17 protein-coding genes and 2 pseudogenes are annotated in these 21,062 nt (G+C 73.0%); 14 read left to right on the top strand and 5 right to left on the bottom strand.

Annotated features, from left to right (window positions below; genetic code table 11):
- Window positions 1-55: 55 nt before the first annotated feature.
- From ACZ34W_RS10420 to hutI, 6 genes are all read left to right on the top strand, one after another.
- On the top strand, window positions 56-928 hold the full coding sequence (locus ACZ34W_RS10420) for a MurR/RpiR family transcriptional regulator (protein ID WP_329487960.1): 873 nt from the start codon (window positions 56-58) through the stop codon (window positions 926-928).
- A 69-nt stretch (window positions 929-997) separates the two neighbouring features.
- Window positions 998-1,345, top strand: a complete 348-nt coding sequence (locus tag ACZ34W_RS10415; RefSeq protein WP_465603108.1) for a hypothetical protein — start codon at window positions 998-1,000, stop codon at window positions 1,343-1,345.
- Between the two features lie 330 nt (window positions 1,346-1,675).
- Window positions 1,676-3,364 carry a urocanate hydratase gene (hutU, locus tag ACZ34W_RS10410; protein WP_465603106.1) on the top strand — a complete coding sequence of 563 codons (1,689 nt, stop codon included), beginning with the start codon at window positions 1,676-1,678 and terminating at the stop codon, window positions 3,362-3,364.
- A gap of 11 nt (window positions 3,365-3,375) precedes the next feature.
- Entirely contained in the window at window positions 3,376-4,578 is a 1,203-nt protein-coding gene (locus ACZ34W_RS10405; protein WP_465603349.1) for an allantoate amidohydrolase, read from the top strand.
- A gap of 20 nt (window positions 4,579-4,598) precedes the next feature.
- Window positions 4,599-5,945 (top strand): formimidoylglutamate deiminase, encoded by a 1,347-nt coding sequence (locus tag ACZ34W_RS10400; RefSeq protein ID WP_329487957.1) that lies wholly within the window; start codon window positions 4,599-4,601, stop codon window positions 5,943-5,945.
- Window positions 5,946-6,050: 105 nt separating this feature from the next.
- Entirely contained in the window at window positions 6,051-7,220 is a 1,170-nt protein-coding gene (hutI, locus tag ACZ34W_RS10395) for an imidazolonepropionase (RefSeq protein WP_359835049.1), read from the top strand.
- 56 nt (window positions 7,221-7,276) lie between these two features.
- Here the strand turns inward: hutI and ACZ34W_RS10390 are convergent, their stop codons facing one another.
- Together ACZ34W_RS10390 and ACZ34W_RS10385 are read right to left on the bottom strand one after the other, a co-directional pair.
- Window positions 7,277-9,370, bottom strand: coding sequence for a S9 family peptidase (locus ACZ34W_RS10390; protein ID WP_465603104.1), 2,094 nt, complete (start codon window positions 9,368-9,370; stop codon window positions 7,277-7,279).
- A gap of 116 nt (window positions 9,371-9,486) precedes the next feature.
- Window positions 9,487-10,995, bottom strand: a complete 1,509-nt coding sequence (locus ACZ34W_RS10385) for a peptide MFS transporter (protein WP_329487955.1) — start codon at window positions 10,993-10,995, stop codon at window positions 9,487-9,489.
- 327 nt (window positions 10,996-11,322) lie between these two features.
- Between ACZ34W_RS10385 and ACZ34W_RS10380 the strand changes: the two genes are divergently transcribed.
- Together ACZ34W_RS10380 and ACZ34W_RS10375 are read left to right on the top strand one after the other, a co-directional pair.
- Window positions 11,323-11,997 carry a response regulator transcription factor gene (locus tag ACZ34W_RS10380; protein ID WP_073924168.1) on the top strand — a complete coding sequence of 225 codons (675 nt, stop codon included), beginning with the start codon at window positions 11,323-11,325 and terminating at the stop codon, window positions 11,995-11,997.
- A 57-nt stretch (window positions 11,998-12,054) separates the two neighbouring features.
- Entirely contained in the window at window positions 12,055-13,302 is a 1,248-nt protein-coding gene (locus ACZ34W_RS10375) for an ATP-binding protein (protein WP_329487954.1), read from the top strand.
- A gap of 60 nt (window positions 13,303-13,362) precedes the next feature.
- Here ACZ34W_RS10375 and ACZ34W_RS10370 read toward each other — a convergent pair.
- Together ACZ34W_RS10370 and ACZ34W_RS10365 are read right to left on the bottom strand one after the other, a co-directional pair.
- A pseudogene (locus ACZ34W_RS10370) lies at window positions 13,363-13,647 on the bottom strand (ester cyclase); the annotation flags it as partial.
- 103 nt (window positions 13,648-13,750) lie between these two features.
- Window positions 13,751-14,290, bottom strand: coding sequence for a GtrA family protein (locus ACZ34W_RS10365; RefSeq protein ID WP_329487953.1), 540 nt, complete (start codon window positions 14,288-14,290; stop codon window positions 13,751-13,753).
- Between the two features lie 207 nt (window positions 14,291-14,497).
- Here ACZ34W_RS10365 and ACZ34W_RS10360 point away from each other — a divergent pair, with 207 nt between their 5' ends.
- The 4 genes from ACZ34W_RS10360 to ACZ34W_RS10345 all read left to right on the top strand — a co-directional run bounded on the left by ACZ34W_RS10360 (window position 14,498) and on the right by ACZ34W_RS10345 (window position 18,008).
- Entirely contained in the window at window positions 14,498-15,688 is a 1,191-nt protein-coding gene (locus ACZ34W_RS10360; RefSeq protein ID WP_352297982.1) for a 5-(carboxyamino)imidazole ribonucleotide synthase, read from the top strand.
- Window positions 15,685-16,221, top strand: coding sequence for a 5-(carboxyamino)imidazole ribonucleotide mutase (gene purE / locus ACZ34W_RS10355; protein WP_465603099.1), 537 nt, complete (start codon window positions 15,685-15,687; stop codon window positions 16,219-16,221). The genes ACZ34W_RS10360 and purE overlap by 4 nt, the downstream gene beginning before the upstream one ends.
- A gap of 23 nt (window positions 16,222-16,244) precedes the next feature.
- Window positions 16,245-17,480 carry a dipeptidase gene (locus tag ACZ34W_RS10350; protein WP_465603097.1) on the top strand — a complete coding sequence of 412 codons (1,236 nt, stop codon included), beginning with the start codon at window positions 16,245-16,247 and terminating at the stop codon, window positions 17,478-17,480.
- A 102-nt stretch (window positions 17,481-17,582) separates the two neighbouring features.
- Window positions 17,583-18,008: a CoA-binding protein gene (locus ACZ34W_RS10345; protein ID WP_465603095.1), complete on the top strand. Its 426-nt coding sequence runs from the start codon at window positions 17,583-17,585 to the stop codon at window positions 18,006-18,008.
- Between the two features lie 56 nt (window positions 18,009-18,064).
- Here ACZ34W_RS10345 and ACZ34W_RS10340 read toward each other — a convergent pair whose 3' ends face one another.
- Complete coding sequence (locus ACZ34W_RS10340; RefSeq protein WP_329487948.1) at window positions 18,065-19,402, bottom strand: UDP-glucose dehydrogenase family protein; 1,338 nt, start codon at window positions 19,400-19,402, stop codon at window positions 18,065-18,067.
- A gap of 214 nt (window positions 19,403-19,616) precedes the next feature.
- Between ACZ34W_RS10340 and ACZ34W_RS10335 the strand changes: the two genes are divergently transcribed.
- Together ACZ34W_RS10335 and ACZ34W_RS10330 are read left to right on the top strand one after the other, a co-directional pair.
- On the top strand, window positions 19,617-20,870 hold the full coding sequence (locus tag ACZ34W_RS10335) for an LCP family protein (RefSeq protein WP_465603093.1): 1,254 nt from the start codon (window positions 19,617-19,619) through the stop codon (window positions 20,868-20,870).
- A 74-nt stretch (window positions 20,871-20,944) separates the two neighbouring features.
- Window positions 20,945-21,062 (top strand): annotated as a pseudogene (locus ACZ34W_RS10330) (acyl-CoA dehydrogenase); the annotation flags it as partial.

The raw sequence follows: 21,062 nt of genomic DNA, 5'->3' as shown, positions 1-21,062 counted from the left end.
CAGTCCGCTGCTGCACAGTCGTCGTCCGAACAGCTCGCACCCGGAGGTACCGCTGATGACCGCCACCGACGACACCGGCACGGTAGGCCCCTCCGCCCGACTCCTCCAGCTCTTCGAGGGCCACCGGCTCACCCCCACCCAGCGCCGGATCGCCCACTCGCTCGTCCGGCACGCCACCGAGGCGCCGTTCCTCTCCAGCGTCGAGGTCGCCGAACTGGCCGGCGTCAGCCAGCCCTCGGTCACCCGCTTCGCGGTGGCCCTCGGCTACGACGGCTACCCGGCGCTGCGCAAGCAGCTGCGCGAGCTGGGCGCGGGGGAGCCGAGCGCCGCCCCGGAGACCCCGGACGACGTGGTGCGCAACGAGCACCAGCAGGCCGTCCTCGCCGAGATCGAGCACCTGCGGCTGCTCGCCGAGCTGCTCGCCGACCCCGAACCGATCATCCGCGCGGCCCGGCTGCTCGCCGCCTCCCGCCCGCTGCCCGTCCTCGGCCTGCGGGCCGCCTCCGCGCAGGCCCGCGGCTTCGCCTACTTCGCGGCCAAGGTGCACCCGGACATCCGACTGCTCGACGAGGGCGGCAGCATGCTCGCCGACCGCCTGGAACAGGCCGCCGCCGCCGGCGCCTCCGCGCTGCTCTGCTTCGCCCTGCCGCGCTACCCGCGCGAGCTGATGGACGCCCTGACGGTGGCCCGGGACTGCGGTCTGACGGTGCTGACCGTCGCCGACAGTGCCTTCGCGCCGGTCGCCAAGCTCTCCGACCTGATGCTGCCGGCCGCCGTCGGCACCGGCCTGGTCTTCGACACCGCGTGCGCGCCGATGATGCTCGGCCGGGTGCTGCTCCAGACCATGTGCGACGAACTCCCCGGCGCCGAGGCCCGGTTGGAGTCGATCGAGCAGTCCGCGACGGCTCGTGGGCTGTTTTTGGAGTAGGACCGTACTTGGGGCGGGAATCCTGTCAACAGGCCCCGGAGCAGGGCCGACCGGCAGGGGGAGCCTGTGATGCGCGTGATCCACGAGATGAAGTTCGTCGGCCGACTCGCCTCGGGCGCCGACGAATGGTCCTGCCCGGCCTGCGGACGCCGCGTCACCCTGCGGCGGCTGCCCGAACCCGAACTCGTCGTCCTCGACGCCGGTGACGAGAGCGCCGTCCACGTCGGCGTCATCGAGCCCGACGGCCGCGCCGCGGCGGCCGCCGACAAGTACGGCCTCGGCCCCGTCCAGGAGATCCCCCGCCCGCCGCGTCAGGCCGCCGCGGCCGCCCCGGCCGCGCCCGCGGACCCCGACGCCGACGACCGCCGCTGGCTCGCCGAGATCGGCATCGACTGGGACGGCGACGCGGCGGCCTGACGCCGGGTCGGGTCGGCCGTCCGCCTCGCGCGCCCGCCGCGCAGGGCCGGGCGGCTCCCGCGACGATCCCGCGCGCGCAGGCCCGTGCCTCGCCCGGACTCCGCGGCGGCCGTCGCGCGGCTGTCCGGGGTGTACGGCGGGGCGCGTCGCCGTGCCCTCCACCCGGCGGCGCCTGGGCCGAGTGGCTGGTGTTCGCCCGACTCGGGGTAGCGCGGCGGGGTTGTCGCGATGCCGGCTGATCGGATGCGCTCAGGTCTGGCCGGAGACTGAATGATTGGATATATTCAGCCAAGTCGAGCTTGAATGAATTCATCCGTAGGGAGCCGGGACATGGTGCAGCAGCAGGCGAGCGGGCCGCGCGAGGTGCGGGCGGCGCGCGGTACGGGGCTGACGGCGCAGGGGTGGCAGCAGGAGGCTGCCCTGCGGATGCTGATGAACAACCTCGACCCCGAGGTGGCCGAGCACCCGTCGAAGCTCGTCGTCTACGGCGGCACCGGCAAGGCGGCGCGGGACTGGCGCTCGTTCGACGCCATGGTGCGCACGCTGGAGACGCTGAAGCAGGACGAGACCATGCTGGTCCAGTCCGGGCGGCCGGTCGGCGTCATGCAGACGCACGAGTGGGCGCCGCGCGTGCTGATCGCCAACTCCAACCTGGTCGGCGACTGGGCGAACTGGGAGGAGTTCCGGCGGCTGGAGAGCCTCGGCCTCACCATGTACGGCCAGATGACCGCCGGATCGTGGATCTACATCGGCACCCAGGGCATCCTCCAGGGCACCTACGAGACCTTCGCCGCCGTCGCCAACAAGCGGTTCGACGGCACCCTGGCGGGGACGATCACCCTCACCGCCGGCCTCGGCGGCATGGGCGGCGCCCAGCCGCTGGCCGTGACGATGAACGGCGGCGTGGCGATCTGCGTCGACTGCGACCCGTCCCGGATCTCCCGCCGGATCGAGCACCGCTACCTGGACGTCGAGGCCAAGAACCTCGCGCACGCGCTGGAGCTGGCCACCGCCGCCCGCGACCGCCGCGAGCCGCTCTCCATCGGCCTGCTGGGCAACGCCGCCGAGGTGTTCCCGCAGCTGCTCTCGATGGACGCGCCGATCGACATCGTCACCGACCAGACCAGCGCCCACGACCCGCTGAGCTACCTGCCGGTCGGAGTCGCCTTCGACGACATGGCGACCTACGCGGCCGAGAAGCCCGCCGAGTTCACCCAGCGCTCGCGCGAGTCGATGGCCCGGCACGTCGAGGCGATGGTCGGCTTCATGGACGCCGGCGCCGAGGTGTTCGACTACGGCAACTCGATCCGCGGTGAGGCCCAGCTGGCCGGCTACGACCGCGCGTTCGCCTTCCCGGGCTTCGTCCCGGCCTACATCCGGCCGCTGTTCTGCGAGGGCAAGGGCCCGTTCCGCTGGGCGGCGCTCTCCGGCGACCCGCAGGACATCGCCAAGACCGACAAGGCCGTGCTCGACCTCTTCCCGGAGAACGAGTCGCTGCACCGCTGGATCAAGATGGCCCAGGAGAAGGTGCACTTCCAGGGCCTGCCGGCGCGGATCTGCTGGCTCGGCTACGGCGAGCGCGACAAGGCCGGCGAGCGGTTCAACGACATGGTCGCCTCCGGCGAGCTGTCCGCGCCGATCGTGATCGGCCGCGACCACCTGGACTGCGGCTCGGTCGCCTCCCCGTACCGGGAGACCGAGGCGATGCTGGACGGCTCCGACGCGATCGCCGACTGGCCGCTGCTCAACGCCATGGTCAACGTCGCCTCCGGCGCGTCCTGGGTCTCCATCCACCACGGCGGCGGCGTCGGCATCGGCCGCTCGATCCACGCGGGCCAGGTCACGGTGGCCGACGGCACCGCGCTGGCCGGCGAGAAGATCCGCCGGGTGCTCACCAACGACCCGGGCATGGGCGTGATCCGCCACGTCGACGCCGGCTACGACCGGGCCGACGAGGTCGCCGCCGAGCGCGGCGTCCGCGTCCCGATGAACGAGCACGGCCCGACGGGTGAGCTGTGACCTTCGAAGAGATGTGGGCGGAGCTGCTCCCGGTGGGCCGCTCCGCCTCCTCCGGCGGCTACCGCCGCTTCGCCTGGAACTCCGCCGACACCGAGTGCCGGTCCTGGTTCGAGGAGCAGGCCCGCGGCCGCGGGCTGACCTACGAGCTGGACCGCAACGGCAACCAGTGGGCCTGGCTGGGCGACCCGGCGGGCGAGGGCGCGATCGTCACCGGCTCGCACCTGGACTCCGTCCCCGACGGTGGCGCCTTCGACGGCCCGCTCGGGGTGGTCTCCTCCTTCGCCGCGCTGGACGAACTCCGCGGGCGGGGAGCCGAGTTCGACCGGCCGCTGGCCATCGTCAACTTCGGTGACGAGGAGGGCGCCCGGTTCGGCGTGGCCTGCATCGGCTCCCGGCTGAGCGCGGGCGTGCTCGGCCGCGACCAGGCGTACGAGCTGCGCGACGCCGACGGCGTCCGGCTGCCCGACGCGATGGAGAAGGCCGGCTACGACCCGGCCGGGATCGGCGCGGACGGCGACCGGCTGGCCCGGATCGGCGCCTTCGTCGAACTCCACGTCGAGCAGGGCCGCTACCTCGCCGAGGACCAGCCGGTCGGCGTGGCCGGCGCGATCTGGCCGCACGGCCGCTGGCGGTTCGACTTCCACGGGGAGGCGAACCACGCCGGCACCACCCGGATCGAGGACCGCCGCGACCCGATGCTCACCTACGCCAACACCGTGCTCGCGGCGCGGAAGAAGGCGCGGACGGCAGGGGCGCTGGCCACCTTCGGCAAGGTCGCGGTCGAGCCCAACGGCACCAACGCGATCGCCTCCCTGGTGCGCGGCTGGCTGGACTCCCGGGCCGCCGACGAGCAGACGCTCACCGCCCTGGTCGAGGAGATCGAGCGGGCGGCGTACGAGCGCGGCGACCGCGACGGCGTCCGGGTCGAACTGACCCGCGAGTCCTACACGCCGGTGGTGGAGTTCGACGGCCCGCTGCGCGACCGGCTCGCCCGGCGGCTCAACGCGGCGGGCGCCCCCGACGGCGTGCCCATCCTGCCCACCGGCGCGGGACACGACGCCGGAATCCTGGCATCGGCGATCCCGACCGCCATGCTGTTCGTACGTAACCCGAGCGGGGTCTCGCACTCCCCGGCCGAGCACGCGGAGACGGCCGACTGCCTGGCCGGCGTGACCGCCCTCGCCGACGTACTGGAGGACCTGGCGTGTCAGTAGGCCGTGCCGGAGGCGCGCACATGACGACTTACTGGGCGGAGCACGCCTGGCTGCCGCACGCCAACGGGCCTGTGGTCGAGCAGGACGTGCTGATCGCCACCGGCCCCGGCGGCCGGATCACCGCGGTGACGCCGGACAGCGGGCCCTGTCCGCCCGGCGCCGTCCGGCTGGCCGGGCTGCTGCTGCCCGGCCAGGCCAACGCGCACTCGCACGCCTTCCACCGGGCGCTGCGCGGCCACGTGCAGGTCGGCTCCGGCACCTTCTGGACCTGGCGCGACACCATGTACCGGTTCGCCGGGGCGCTCGACCCGGACAGCTACCTGGAGCTCGCCACCGCCGTCTACGCCGAGATGGCGCTGGCCGGGATCACCGCGGTGGGGGAGTTCCACTACCTGCACCACGCGCCCGGCGGAAGCCGCTACGACGATCCGAACGCGATGGGCGAGGCGCTGATCGAGGCCGCCGCCCGGGCCGGGATCCGGATCACCCTGCTGGACACCTGCTACCTGTCGGCCGGCTTCGGCGCCGAGCCGACCAGGCCGCAGCTCCGGTTCAGCGACGGCGACGCCGACGCCTGGGCCGAGCGGGTGGAGGCGCTCAAGCCGCGCGAGCACGCCCGGATCGGCGCCGCGATCCACTCGGTGCGGGCGGTACCGGCGGAGCAGCTCGGCACCGTCGCGCGGTGGACGGACGGCCGCCGGGCCCCGCTGCACGTCCACCTCTCCGAGCAGACCGCCGAGAACGACGCCTGCCTCACCGCGCACGGCGTCACCCCGACCAGGCTGCTCGCCGACCACGGCGCGCTCGGCCCGCGCACCTCGGCGGTGCACGCCACCCACCTCACCGACGAGGACATCAAGCTCCTCAGCGACTCCTCGACCGCCATCTGCATGTGCCCCACCACCGAGCGGGACCTCGCCGACGGCATCGGTCCGGCCCGCCGGCTCGCCTCGGCGGGCTGCCCGATCACCCTGGGCAGTGACAGCCACGCCGTCATCGACCCGTTCGAGGAGGCCCGCGCGCTGGAGCTGGACGAGCGACTGCGGACCAGGACCCGGGGCCACTGGACGGCCAACTCGCTGCTGCGGGCGGGCACCGAGGACGGACACGCCTCGCTCGGCTGGCCGGAGGCCGGGCGGATCGAGGCCGGCGCCCTGGCCGACTTCACCGTGATCGCCCTGGACTCGGTGCGCACCGCCGGGCCGCCGAGCCGGCTCGGCGCCGAGATCGCGGTGTTCGCCGCCTCGGCCGCCGACGTGCGGCACGTGGTGGTCGGCGGACGGCAGATCGTCCGGGACGGCGCCCACCAGCTGGTGCCCGACGTCCCGGGCGCGCTGCGGTCCTCGATCGCCGCGCTGAGCTGCTGAGTCCCCGTACCTCCCGGGGGCGGGCGGGGGCCGACCCCGCCCGCCCCCGGGTCCAGCCCCGAAAGGCCTGATGTGAGCACCCCGAGCAGCCCGCAGAGCCAGGGCATGCCGAGCACCCTGATCACCGGGATCGGCAGCCTGGTCACCAACGACCCCGCGTACGGGACCGGGCCGCTCGGCCTGCTCACCGACGCGGCCGTGGTGGTGGACGGCGGCACGGTCGCCTGGGTCGGGCCGGCGGCCGAGGCGCCCGCCGCGGACGAGCGGTTCGACGCGGCCGGGCGGGCGCTGCTGCCCGGCTTCGTCGACTCGCACGCCCACCTGGTGTTCGCCGGGGACCGCACCGCGGAGTTCAACGCCCGGATGTCCGGCCAGTCGTACACCGCGGGCGGGATCCGGACGACGGTGGCCGCCACCCGGGCCGCGAGCGACGCCGAACTCGACGCCAACCTGGCCCGGTTCGTGCGCGAGGCGCTGCGGCAGGGGACGACCGCGATCGAGTGCAAGTCCGGCTACGGGCTGACCGTCGTCGACGAGGCCCGGGCGCTGCGGATCGCCTCCTCGTACACCTCCGAGACCACCTACCTGGGCGCCCACGTGGTCGCCCCCGAGTACGCCGACGACCCGGCGGGCTACGTGGACCTGGTCACCGGCGACATGCTGGACGCCTGCGCGCCCTACGCCCGCTGGGTGGACGTCTTCTGCGAGAACGGCGCCTTCGACGGGGACCAGGCCCGGGCGATCCTGACCGCCGGGATCGAGCGCGGTCTCACCCCCCGGGTGCACGCCAACCAGCTCTCCTACGGCCCGGGCGTCCAGCTCGCCGTCGAGCTGGGGGCGGCCTCGGCCGACCACTGCACCCACCTCACCGACGAGGACGTGGCCGCGCTGGCCGGCTCGGAGACGGTGGCGACGCTGCTGCCGGGCGCGGAGTTCTCCACCCGCGCCGCCTACCCGGACGCGCGCCGGCTGCTCGCCGCGGGCGCCGTCGTCGCGCTCTCCACCGACTGCAACCCGGGCTCCAGCTTCACCAGTTCGATGGCGTTCTGCATCGCGGTCGCGGTCCGGGAGATGGGGATGACGCCGGACGAGGCGGTCTGGGCCGCCACCGCGGGCGGCGCCCGGGCGCTGCGGCGCACCGACGTCGGCGTGGTGACGGTCGGCGCCCGGGCCGACCTCCAGCTGCTGGAAGCGCCCTCGCACGTCCACCTCGCGTACCGGCCGGGCGTCCCGCTGACGGCGGCGGTCTGGCGGGCCGGGGTCCGCGAGGTCTGACCTTCACGGCTCCGGGGGCTGGGGGGCGACGGCGACCGCCGTCGCCCCCCAGGTCGTTACCGGCCCCGCGCGGCGAGGCCGCGGCGCAGGAAGTCCAGCTGGTGCAGCAGCAGGTTCTCCGCCACCGTCTCGTCGCTGGGGGAGTGGGTGGCCCCGCTGAGCGGCAGCAGCTCGTGCGGGCGGCCGGCGGCGAGCAGGGCGGCGGAGAGCCGCAGCGTGTGCGCGGGCAGCACGTTGTCGTCGGCCAGGCCGTGCACCAGCAGCAGCGGCCGGCGCAGGCCGGCGGCGTCGGGGATCAGCGAGCAGGCGTCGTAGCGCTCCGGGTGCTCGTCCGGGTGGCCGAGGAAGCGCTCCTTCCAGTGGGTGTCGTACAGCCGGTGGTCGGTGGGCGCGGCCCCGGCCACCGCGGCGTGGAAGACGTCCGGGCGGCGCAGCACGGCCAGGGCGGCCAGGAAGCCGCCGAAGGACCAGCCCCGGACGGCGACCCGGTCGAGGTCCAGCAGCCCGGGGCGGGCCAGTGCGGCCTCCCGCAGGGCCTCGACCTGGTCGTCCAGGACCGGCGTGGCGATGTCCGCGAACACGGCCTTCTCCCAGTGCGGGCCCCGGCCGGGAGTGCCGCGTCCGTCCACCACCAGGACGGCGAAGCCCTGGTCGGCGAACCACTGCGAGACCAGGTCGGGCCAGCCGCCGGCCGCGGTGGCCTTCTGCAGCGCGGGCCCGCCGTAGGGGTCGAGCAGGACGGGCAGCGGGCCGTCGCCGGGGCGGTGGCCGGTGGGCCGGAAGAGCGTGGCGCGAAGCTCGCGCGGGCCCAGCCGGAGCAGCTCGGGCCGGGCGGTGAGGACGGGGCGCTGCGCGTGCGAGCGCAGGTCGACGGCGGGGCGCCCGTTCCGGTGGACGATGGTGTGCCCGCCGGGCGCACCGGGCGTCCGCGCGGTGTGGACGAGGGTGCCGTCCCTCCGTACGCCGGTGTGCGCGCCGGGCGCGGAGCTGAGCCGTACGGCGCCCTCGGCCGGGTCGTACGACCACAGGTGGGTTTCGGTCGGCTCGGTGGAGGCGGTGAAGAGGACCTGTTCGCCGTCGGTCCCGAGCACCGAGCGCAGTTGGAGACCGGGCGGGGTGACGGGCTCGCCGCCCACGGTGAGCCGGCGGGTGTCGCCGAGGTCCGCGGCGTCGACCAGGACCCCGGCGGCGGTGCGGACGGGCAGGCCGGGGACGAGTTCGACCCAGTGCTCGTCCCGCTGCTCGGCGAGCGTCCGGGTGGCGCCGTCGGCCGGATCCACGGCGAGGGTGCGGACGGTGCGCTGGTCCCGGCTCTGCACGGCGGCGAAGGGGCCGTGGGCGTCCCAGCCGGCGGCGGCCAGGTACTCGAACCCGGCGCGGTCCCAGCGGGCCTCGGTACGGCCGCCGTCGAGGTCCAGCAGCCAGAGCGAGACGTCGGCGTTGGCGGTGCCGGCCAGCGGGTAGCGCAGGACGCGCGGCGGCCGCGCCGGATCGGCCGGGTCGGCGAGGTGGAGGCGGGCGAGCGGGCCGTTGTCCACCCGGGCGGCCAGCAGCCGGGTGCCGTCCGGCGACCACCAGTACGCCCGGGTGCGGTGCATGGACTCGGCGGCGACGTGGTCGGGGACGCCGTACGCGACCTCGGCGTGCTCGGGCTCGGCCAGCGCGCGGTCCCCGGTGCCGTCCACCCCGATGACGCGCAGCGCCCCGTCACCCACGTAGGCGATCCGGCGGCCGGTCGGGTCCGGGCGCGGGTCGTAGACGCCGGTGGCGGTCGGTATCCGGCGGACGCCGCCCCCGGCGGGGTCCGCCACCCAGAGCTCCCCGCCCAGGGCGAAGACGACCGTCCGGCCGTCCCGGTCGGCGGCGAAGGCGGTGATTCCGGTGGCGTGCACGCGGGAGCGCTCGCGGCGGATCCGCTCCGCCTCGGGGACGTCCCGGCCCTCGCCGCCCAGCCCGGCCGGATCGGCCAGCAGCCGCTCCTCGCCGCTGTCGGCGTCCAGCGCCCAGAGACAGCCGACCGGGTCGTCCCCGGCCCGGCTGCGCAGGAACAGCACCGTCCGCCCGCTGTCGCAGACGACCGGATGGGCGGGCACCCCGAGGGAGAACCGACGGGTACGGGCGAGCTGACGGGGCAGCGATTCACTCGACATGCCCGACACCCTGACACGCCTCGGGGCGGTCACGCGTCCGAAAAAGGGCCGGTACGGATCTTCCGATCCGTACCGGCCCCTCGTGCCGGGCGTGCCCGGCGGTGCTTCGGGGTGCGTCAGTGGACGTTGCCCATCAGCTTCACGACCTTCTTGCGGTACATCGCCAGACCGATGCCCGCGACGATCGCCATCGCACCCTGGACCGCGAAGTACCAGGTGCTGCCGACCACGCTGTCGCCGAGGACGAGCTGGAAGATGGCCGCGACGCAGTCACCGGCGGTGACGGCGAGGAACCAGACGCCCATCATCTGGCTGGCGTACTTCGCCGGGGCCAGCTTGGTGGTGACGGACAGGCCCACTGGGGAGAGCGTCAGCTCACCGACCGTCTGGATCAGGTACACCATGGCCAGCCAGAGCGGGGTGACCTTGGTGCCGCCCGCGGCAGCCGCCATGGCCAGCATCATGACGAGGAAGGAGGCGCCGATCATCAGCAGACCGAACGCGAACTTCATGGTGGTGCTGGGGTTCTTGGCCTTGTGGGAGAGGGCCACCCAGAGCCAGGCGAAGACCGGGGCCAGCGCCATGATGTACAGCGGGTTCAGCGACTGGAACCAGGTCGACGGGAAGTCGAAGCCGAACAGCGTGGACGAGGTGTTCTCGTCCGCGAAGATGCTCAGAGTCGAGCCCGACTGGTCGTAGATCATCCAGAACACGGCGGCGGCCACGAAGAACCAGATGTAACCGCTCATCTTGGACTGCTCGCCCGCGTCGAGGTCCTTGTCGCGCTTCACCTTGGCGAAGACGAACACGGGAAGCGCGATGCCGGCGATCGAGAGCGGCCAGATCGCCCAGTTGATCGTGAAGTGGCCGGTCAGCGCGACGACCGCGTAGAACACGGTGGCCAGCGCCAGCCAGAAGCCGGCCTTCCTGAAGATCACGCGCTTCTCGGCTGCCGAGATCGGCGAGGTCACCACGTCGCTCTTGGCGCTCAGGTGGCGGCTGCCCAGCATGAACTGGATCAGGCCGATCGCCATGCCGACACCGGCGAGGGCGAAACCGAGGTGCCAGTTGACGCTCTGGCCGATGGTGCCGATCACCAGCGGCGCCGCGAAGGCACCGAGGTTGATGCCCATGTAGAAGATGGTGAAGCCACCGTCACGGCGAGGGTCGTTCGGACCGTCGTACAGGTGGCCGACCATCGTCGAGATGTTGGCCTTCAGCAGGCCGGAGCCGAGCGCGATGAACGCCAGGCCGACGAAGAACGACACGCTCGCCGGAACGGCCAGCAGGAAGTGGCCGATCATGATGATCGAGCCGCCCACCGCGACGGTCTTGCGGGCACCGAGGAATCGGTCGGCGATCCAGCCGCCCGGCAGGGCCAGCAGGTAGACCATGGCCGTGTACACGCTGTAGACCGCGCTGGCCACGGCCATCTTCATGCCGAGACCGCCCTCCGTGATGGAGGCGGTCATGTAAAGGACCAGCAGGGCGCGCATGCCGTAGTAGCTGAAGCGCTCCCACATCTCACTCATGAAGAGAGTGGCGAGTCCACGGGGGTGCCCGAGGAAGGTCTTGCCGCTGGGAGAGGCCGACTGAATGCCGGACTCCAGGGTCGTAGACGCCATGTGTAGTGGTTCCTTGCTGACAGCGTCCGCCTAGGGGGGTACGGCGGACGTGGACCAAACCACTGTACGTGGCCAGATTTGGCGTTATCAGCTGACAAAACACGCCAATTAGGTATGGCGATGGCAAAGTCTGCGATCAATCTGATCGATAGATCCATGGTAGGGCTGGACATGTTCCTTCGGATGCAAGACCCAGCCGTGGAATCTTCGCCGAACGGGCGGCTGGGGCATGTCCGTTGAGCGGTGATCGCGCTCCGTATAACGATCACGCTCTGTGAACTACCTCACAGCGCAGGCCCCCTATCCCCGGCGGACTACCATCACCACATGACCTGTGTGCTGCTCGCCGAGGACGATCCGGCGATCTCCGAACCGCTCGCCCGGGCCCTGCGACGCGAGGGCTATGAGGTGCTCGTCCGCGAGGACGGTCCGGCCGCACTGGCCGCCGGGCTCACCGAGGAGGTCGACCTCGTCGTCCTCGACCTCGGTCTTCCCGAGATGGACGGCCTGGAGGTCTGCCGCCGCCTGCGGGCCGACGGCAAGAGCTGCCCCGTCCTCGTCCTCACCGCCCGTGCGGACGAGGTGGACACCGTGGTCGGCCTGGACGCCGGTGCCGACGACTACGTCACCAAGCCCTTCCGTCTCGCCGAGCTGCTCGCCCGCGTCCGTGCCCTGCTCCGGCGCGGCAACGTGGACCAGCTCACCACCGGCGCGCACGGGGTGAAGATCGACATCGAGTCCCACCGCGCCTGGCTCGGCGAGGAGGAGCTGACGCTCTCCGCCAAGGAGTTCGAGCTGCTGCGGGTGCTGGTCCGGGACGCCGGGCGGGTGGTCACCCGGGAGGAGATCATGCGCCAGGTCTGGGACACCACCTGGTGGACCTCCACCAAGACGCTGGACATGCACATCTCCTGGCTGCGCAAGAAGCTCGGCGACGACGCGGCCAACCCCCGCTACATCGCCACCGTGCGCGGAGTGGGCTTCCGCTTCGAGAAGAACTAGCCCCTCAAGAAGAAGTAGCCCCCGTAAGGGGAACGAACCACCACGGGGAGCGGCCGCGTGAAGCGCCGGATGATCAACTCGCTGCTGGGCGTCGTCCTGGTGGTGGTCGCGGTGTTCTGCGTCCCGCTCGCCCTGGTCGAGAAGCGCACCATCGTGAACTCGGCGCAGGACCGGGTGGACGCGGCCGCCGTCCGGGTGCTCGCCCTGGTGGAGAACCGGCTCTCCGCGGGCGAGCCGGTCACCGGCGACAAGTTCGCCAACCAGGTCACCGACGGCCAGTACGTCGAGGTGGACATCCCCGGCAAGTCCGTCGTCTCCAGCGGCGAGCGGCCGGCCGGGACCCACCTGCTGAAGTCCGTCGAGCAGGGCGCCAGCGGTGAGACCGTCACCGTCGAGCAGTCCCGGGCCGGCGTCGACCACGAGATCGCCAACATGCTGCTGCTGCTCGGCGTGGTGGCGCTGCTCGCCGTCCAGGCGGCCGTCGCCCTGGCCGTCTGGCAGGCCAAGCGGCTGGCCCGGCCGCTCACCGACCTCGCCGAGACGGCCGAGCGGCTCGGCTCCGGCGACCCGCGCCCGCGCGACCGCCGCTACGGGGTGCCCGAGCTGGACCGGGTCGCCGAGGTGCTGGACGTCAGCGCCGAGCGGATCGCCCGGATGCTCACCGCCGAACGGCGGCTCGCCGCCGACGCCTCGCACCAGCTGCGCACCCCGCTCACCGCGCTCTCCATGCGGCTGGAGGAGATCACCGCGGTCGCCGAGGATCCGGAGACCGTCAAGGAGGAGGCGACCATCGCCCTCCAGCAGGTCGAGCGGCTCACCGACGTCGTCCAGCGGCTGCTCACCACCCAGCGGGACCCGCGCAGCCCCACCGCGGTCGCCTTCGACCTGGACGACGTGGTCAAGCAGCAGGTGGAGGAGTGGGGCCCGTCGCTGCGCGGCACCGGCCGGGTGCTCCAGGTGGAGGGCCTGCACGGGGTCACCGCCGTCGGCACCCCCGGCACGGTGGCCCAGGTGCTGGCCACCCTGATCGAGAACTCGCTGATGCACGGCGCCGGGCTGATCACCCTGCGGGTGCGGCCGTCGGGGACGTCGGTGGTGGTCGAGGTGCAGGACCAGGGCGCCGGGGTGCCGCCGGAGCTGGGCAACCGGGTCTTCGAACGGGCGGTCAGCGGGCGCAACTCGACGGGGATCGGCCTGGCGGTGGCCCGCGACCTCGCGGAGGCGGACGGCGGCCGGCTCGAACTGCTCTCGCTGAAGCCGCCGGTGTTCGCCATCTTCCTGGGCCGCAGCCAGCGCGAGGCCTGAGCGGCAGGTCCTTCGCGCGGCGCTCCCGGTCCGGCCCCTGCGGTGCTCTCAGAACCGGGTGTCGCGGACCACGTCCAGGTCCGTGAAGGTCGGCGGCTCGTCGCAGAGCGCGACCATCTCCCGGAAGATCCGGTCGGTCTCGGGCAGCGAGGAGTTCTTCATCGCGTCCTCGTAGGAGGCGAACTCGACGATCTCCACCAGGTGCCGCGGGTCCGCGCGGTCGGCGCCGACCATCGCGTGTCCGACCGTCCGCCGGCCCTCGGTCTGTTCGGCCCAGCTGTCCATCAGCCGGTTGAGGTCGTCCACCTTGTCGGTCTTGCAGTCGATGATCTGGACGAACGCCATGGCGAGCCTCCTGGGATCCCCCGGGCCTCGATCGTTCGCCGGCCGTGCTCGCCCTCGGTCACCACTGTCCTCCCGCCCGAGCGGGCGGTGCAAGGGGGCGGGCCTATTCGGCCTTGGCGTACCGGATCTCCTCGGCGGCGAGCACCAGCTCGGCCTGCGCGACGACCTCGGCCGCCGGGGCGGGCTCGGCGCCGGTCTCCGGGACGGCCGTGAAGACCCACGTCCGGTAGGAGACGAAGCGGAACACCGTGGCCACCGCGAGGCCGGCCACCTTGGCGGCCAGCTGCTCGAAGTGCGAGTCCAGGCCGAGCACGTAGACCGAGAAGCCCAGCACCCCGGTCTCGATCAGCATCCCGGCGCCGCTGAACAGCAGGAACAGCGTGATCTCGCGCTTGCGCGAGGCGGCGTCGCGGTCCCGGTACAGCCAGTAGCGGTAGCCGAGGTAGTTGGTCGCGATGGCCACCAGGGTGGCGGCGATGTTGGACCGCAGCGAGGCCAGGTGGAACCCGTTGATGCAGATCCAGAAGACGGCGAAGTTGACCACAACACCGCTCAGGCCGACGATGCCGAACTTCACCACCTCGCCCGACAGACCGCGCAGTCTCTGCGTCAGCGGGGGGTTCGACGCTGCGGTCGTCGCCATACCGGGCTGCCTCCATGTGCTGCGGACGAGGGGGCCCGGAGCGGATGCGCGGCTGGCCCCTTGAGCCCTGCGTGCACGCACATGATCGGACCACGCGTACCAGGACCTAGCGGTCCAGGCTACCCGGTTCCGCCGATCGGCTCAGCCCCCAGGGCTCCTCGCTCCCTGGGACGGTGCCCGCCGGCCGTACGGTTCCATGGCGGTTCCATGGCCCCCGACCGGCCCGGATATCCTGGCGGGGTGACTTCCCCGGGCAATGCGAATTTTCCAGTAGTGGGCATGATCGGCGGCGGGCAGCTGGCCCGGATGGCACACCAGGCGGGCATCCCGCTCGGGGTCCGGTTCAAACTCCTCGCCGACACGCCCCAGGACTCCGCCGCGCAGGTGGTCTCCGACACCGTCCTCGGCGACTACCGCGACCTCGACACGCTGCGCCGCTTCGCGGCCGGCTGCGATGTGATCACCTTCGACCACGAGCACGTGCCGACCGAGCACCTGCGGGCCCTGCAGGCCGACGGCGTGGCCGTCCGGCCCGGCCCGGAGGCGCTGGTCAACGCCCAGGACAAGGGCGTGATGCGGGCCAGGCTCGACTCCATCGGGGTGCCCTGCCCCCGGCACCGGATCGTCTCCGGCCCGGCCGACGTGACGGCCTTCGCCGAGGAGGGCGCCGGCTACCCGGTCGTCCTCAAGACCGTCCGCGGCGGCTACGACGGCAAGGGCGTCTGGGTCGTCGACGACGAGGAGCAGGCGCACGCGCCGTTCCTGGCCGGCGTCCCCGTGCTGGCCGAGGAGAAGGTGGACTTCGTCCGCGAGCTGGCCGCCAACGTGGTCCGCTCGCCCAGCGGCCAGGCCGTCGCCTACCCGGTGGTGGAGAGCGTCCAGGAGAACGGCGTCTGCGCCGAGGTGACCGCCCCGGCGCCGGACCTCGACCCGGCGCTGTCCGACGAGGCCCAGCAGCTGGCCCTGCGGATCGCCGGCGAGCTGGACATCACCGGCCACCTGGCGGTCGAGCTGTTCCAGACCCGGGACGGCCGGATCCTGGTCAACGAGCTGGCCATGCGCCCGCACAACTCCGGGCACTGGTCCCAGGACGGCGCCGTCACCTCGCAGTTCGAGAACCACCTGCGGGCCGTGCTCGACCTGCCGCTCGGCGACCCCCGGCCGCGCGCCAAGTGGACCGTCATGGTCAACGTGCTCGGCGGCGACTACCCGGACATGTACCACGCCTTCCTGCACTGCATGGCCCGTGACCCCGGCCTGCGGATCCACATGTACGGGAAGGACGTGAAGCCCGGCCGCAAGGTCGGTCACGTCAACGTCTTCGGGGACGACCTCGACGACGTCCGCGAGCGCGCCCGTCACGCGGCCGCCTACCTGCGAGGAACGATCACCGAATGACCTCCTCTTCCCCCGGCCCCCTGGTCGGCATCGTGATGGGCTCGGACTCCGACTGGCCGGTCATGGAGGCCGCGGCCCAGGCCCTCGACGAGTTCGAGATCCCCTACGAGGTGGACGTCGTCTCCGCGCACCGGATGCCGCGCGAGATGGTCGCGTACGGCGAGGAGGCCCACCGGCGCGGCCTGAAGGCGATCATCGCGGGCGCCGGCGGCGCCGCCCACCTGCCGGGCATGCTCGCCTCGGTCACCCCGCTGCCGGTCATCGGCGTCCCGGTGCCGCTGCGCTACCTGGACGGCATGGACAGCCTGCTGTCGATCGTCCAGATGCCGGCCGGGGTGCCGGTGGCCACCGTCTCGGTGGCGGGTGCGCGCAACGCGGGCCTGCTGGCGGTGCGGATGCTGGCCGCGTTCGACCCGGAGCTGACCGAGAAGATGACCGACTTCCAGGCCGAGCTGAACAGCCAGGCCACCGAGAAGGGGAAGAAGCTGCGGGCCAAGGTGGCGGGTTCCGCCTCCTTCGGCTTTGGAAAGTAGTCATATCGGATACAACAGCTCGTATGACCTCTGAGCTGTTGGACTCCGCTGAGCAGCCCGACCCGGCCGCCCTGCTGGACCGTGCCCGCGCCCTCCTCCGCGACACCCCCGTGGTGGACGGCCACAACGACCTCCCCTGGGCGATGCGCGAGCAGGTCGGCTACGACCTCGACACGCTCGACCTGGCCGCCGACCAGAGTTCACGGCTGCACACCGACCTCGCCCGCCTCGCCGCGGGCGGGGTCGGCGCGCAGTTCTGGTCCGTCTACGTCCCCTCGCGGCTGGCCGGCGACCACGCCGTCAGCGCCACCCTGGAGCAGATCGACTTCGTCCGGGCCCTGGCCGCCCGCTTCCCCGACCGGCTCCGCCTCGCGTTCACCGCCGAGGACATGGAGGCCGCCCGCGCCGACGGCCGGATCGCCTCCCTGATGGGCGCCGAGGGCGGCCACTCCATCGACTCCTCGCTGGCCACCCTGCGCGCCCTGTACGAGCTCGGCGTCCGGTACCTGACGCTCACCCACAACGACAACACCCCGTGGGCCGACTCCGCGACCGACAAGCCGGCGGCCGGGGGCCTGACCCGGTTCGGCGAGGAGGTCGTCCGGGAGATGAACCGGCTCGGCATGCTGGTCGACCTCTCGCACGTCTCCGCCGACACCATGCGCGACGCGCTGCGGGTCAGCGAGGCGCCGGTGCTCTTCTCGCACTCCTCGGCGCGCGCCGTCTGCGACCACCCGCGCAACGTCCCGGACGACGTGCTCGGCCGGCTGGCGGCCAACGGCGGCGTGGCGATGGCCACCTTCGTCCCGAAGTTCATCCTGCCCGCCGCCATCGAGTGGACCGCCGCCGCGGACGAGAACATGCGCGCCCACGGCTTCGACCACCTCGACACCACCCCGGCCGGGATGGCCTGCCAGCGGGCCTTCGAGCAGGCCACCCCCCGCCCGGTCGCCACCCCGGCCACGGTCGCCGACCACCTCGACCACATGCGCGAGGTGGCGGGCATCGACCACATCGGCATCGGCGGCGACTTCGACGGCACGGCGTTCCTCCCGGCCGGGCTGGACGACGTGGCCGGCTACCCCAACCTGATCGCCGAACTGCTCGGCCGGGGCTGGTCGCCGACCGACCTCGGGAAGCTCACCTGGCACAACGCGGTACGCGTGCTGCGCGACGCCGAGGCCGTCGCGCGTGAGCTGCGGACCACCCGCCGCCCGTCCATCGCCACCCTCGCGCAGCTCGACGGCCTCGCCGGCTGAGCACCAGCGCGGCCGGCCGTTCCCGGCCCGGTCCGCCCGGGAATGGCCGGGCGGACCGGGGTGCTGGCAGTGGTTGAGTCAGCGGCTGCGAGGAGGCAGGGCATGTACGGCGACCCGGAGACGGTCCGCAAGATCCTTACCGAGCTGGGCGACACCTGGGCCGTGGTCGGCCTGTCGTCCAACCGCCGGCGCGCCGCGTACGGCGTCGCCGAGGTGCTGCAGCGCTTCGGGAAGCGGATCGTGCCCGTGCACCCGAAGGCCGAGACCGTTCACGGGGAGCAGGGGTACGCCTCGCTGGCGGACATCCCGTTCGAGGTCGACGTGGTCGACACCTTCGTCCGGTCCGACCTCGCCGGCGCGGTGGCCGACGAAGCCGTGGCCATCGGCGCCAAGGGCGTCTGGTTCCAGCTCGACGTGGTGGACGAGGCCGCCTACGCGCGGGCCCGCGCGGCCGGTCTCGCGATGGTGATGGACAAGTGCCCCGCCATCGAGATCCCCCGGCTCGGGCTCGGCGGGCGGTTCGGTTAGCAGGCACGAGGCCCGCCGGTCGTCGGAACGACCGGCGGGCCCCGGCGCGTGCCGCGTCAGCTCGGGCGGCCCAACGCCCGGTACGTCCAGCCGGCCGCGCGCCAGGCGTCGGCGTCCAGGGCGTTGCGGCCGTCCAGCAGGCGGCGCTCGGCGACCACCGTGCCCAGCTCGGCCGGGTCGAGGTCGCGGAACTCCTGCCACTCGGTGAGGTGCAGGACCACATGCGCGCCCTCGGCGGCCTCCAGCGGGGACTGCGCGTAGGCGAGGCCCGGGAACATCTTGCGGGCGTTGTCCATCGCCTTCGGGTCGTACACCGTGACCTGCGCGCCCTGGAGCTGGATCTGGGCGGCGACGTTCAGCGCGGGGGAGTCCCGGATGTCGTCGGAGTTGGGCTTGAAGGCGGCGCCGAGGACGGCGACCCGGCGGCCGAGGAAGCCGCCGCCGCACTGCTCGCGGGCCAGCTCGACCATCCGGGAGCGGCGCCGCATGTTGATCGAGTCGACCTCGCGCAGGAAGGCCAGCGCCTGGTCGGCGCCCAGCTCCCCGGCCCGGGCCATGAACGCGCGGATGTCCTTGGGCAGGCAGCCGCCGCCGAAGCCCAGGCCCGCGTTGAGGAACTTGCGGCCGATCCGGTCGTCGTGGCCGAGCGCGGTGGAGAGCAGGGTGACGTCGGCTCCGGCCGCCTCGCAGACCTCGGCCATCGCGTTGATGAACGAGATCTTGGTGGCCAGGAAGGAGTTGGCGGCGGCCTTGACCAGCTCGGCGGTGGCGAAGTCGGTGACCACGAACGGCACGCCGGCCGCGATCGGCTCGGCGTACACCTCGCGCAGCAGCCGCTCGGCGCGCTCGCTGCGGGCGCCGACCACGATCCGGTCCGGCCGCAGGGTGTCCTGGACGGCGAAGCCCTCGCGCAGGAACTCCGGGTTCCAGGCGAGCTCGGCGTCCTCGCCGACCGGCGCCAGCGCGGCCAGCCGCTCGGCCAGCCGGTTCGCGGAGCCGACCGGCACGGTGGACTTGCCGACCACCAGCACCGGCCGGGTCAGGTGCGGGGCCAGCTCGTCGATCGCGGCGTCCACGTAGGACATGTCGGCGGCGAACTCGCCCTTGCGCTGCGGGGTGTTGACGCAGACGAAGTGCACGTCGCCGAACTCCGCGGCCTCCTGGGCGGAGGTGGTGAAGCGCAGCCGGCCGGTCGAACCCTCGTGGCCCGCCACGTGCTTGAGCAGCAGCTCGGACAGGCCCGGCTCGTACATCGGCACCCGGCCGGCGGTCAGCGTGGCGATCTTCTCGGGGTCGATGTCCAGACCCAGCACCTCGAAGCCGAACTCCGCCATGGCGGCGGCGTGGGTGGCACCGAGATAGCCGGTGCCGATCACGGAGATGCGGAGGGTCACGGGTTCCCCTTTGCGGAATCTCGACCTTGCCTGCCGTGGGACGGGCAGGACGTGCGAGCACCGATGCTATCCGCCCGTCCGGACCCGGCCCAGGCCGTCCCGCCTGCGCCGATGTTCCGGGCACCCGGGTGCTGCCGCCGGGCGCCGGGTGTGCGCCGGGCGCGATCCGGCGGAACCCCCACACGGGCGCTGTGACCGGCGGCACAATGCGCGCATGGATCCGAAGCCCGAGAGCACGGACACACCGGACACACCCCACGCCGAAGAACCGCCGCGCCCGCCCCACGCCGAAGAACCGCCCCACGCCGCCGAGGCGCCCCACACCGAAGAACCGCCGCGCCCCGACGGGTCCGCCGGGCCGGCGGAGGGGCTCAGCCTCTTCGGGCCGCGCGCCGGCGGCGCGGAGGCCGCCGGGCCGGACCGGGGCCCCGAGCCGCCGGCCCGCCGCCGTCGCACCCGCCGCGTCCTGCTCTGGACGCTCTCCGCGCTGCTGGTGGTGGTCCTCGGTACGGGCGGCGCGCTCTTCTGGGCGGCCGAGCACTACGCCTCCTCGGTCACCCGGATCCCGGACGCCTTCCCGACGGCGCCGGAGTCCGCCCAGCCGAGGCCCGTCCCGGCGAGCGGCCTCAACCTGCTGCTGGTCGGCCTGGACGCCCGCTCCGACGTGCCGACCACCGGCAGCCGGGCAACGGCCCCGGTCTGGCAGGAGGGCGCGGCCCGCAGCGACACCATGATGCTGCTGCACCTGTCCGAGGACGGCCGCAGCGCCTCGCTGGTCTCGCTGGCCCGCGACACCTGGGTGGACGTCCCCGGGCACGGCAAGGCCAAGCTGAACGCCGCGTACTCCTGGGGCGGCCCGGCCCTGATGACCGAGACCGTGCAGAACCTCACCGGCATCCGGATCGACCACCTCGCCGTGGTCGACTGGAACGGCTTCCGCGCCCTCACCGACGCCGTCGGCGGCGTGGACATCACCATTCCGCGCACCATCGAGGCGGCCGGCGAGGCCCGCGCCTGGGAGGCCGGGACCCATCACATGGACGGCGCCCAGGCGCTGCTGTACGTCCGTGAGCGCTACGGTCTGCCCGGCGGGGACCTCGACCGCACCAAGCGCCAGCAGAACTTCCTGCGCGCGCTGATGCTCCGGGTCATGGACTCCGGCACGCTGGCCAGTCCGTCCCGCCTCGGCGGCCTGCTGCAGTCGGTCGGCGAGGTGGTCAGCGTGGACGACCGGCTCTCCAACACCGACCTCTTCCAGCTCGCCTGGGGCCTGCGCTCGCTGCGCGCCGACGACGTCCGCTTCATGAACGCGCCGTTCGGCGGCTTCGACACCCGCGACGGCCAGAGCGTCGTGCTGCTGGACGAGCGTCCGGCGGCGCAGCTCTGGGAGGCGATGCGCAACGACCGGATGCCGGAGTACTTCCAGGAGCACCGGGCCGGCGACACCCTCGGGTCCGACGTCGACTGAACCTAGGCAGCCGCAGGTCGGAGCCCTAGGATCTACTTAACGGTAACTAACAACTGAGCGGCGAGGCAGGCATCATGGCGGGCAGCGCAGGGTCGGCGGACTTCGATCTCTTCCGGATCTCCGAGGAGCACGAGATGCTGCGTGAGGCGGTGCGTTCGCTGGCCGAGGCGAAGATCGCTCCGTTCGCGGCGG

It is taken from the genome of Kitasatospora sp. NPDC022856 (assembly GCF_055561235.1).
The sequence above is the reverse complement of the archived record's forward strand: the minus strand, read 5'-3'. Positions and strand labels throughout refer to the sequence as shown.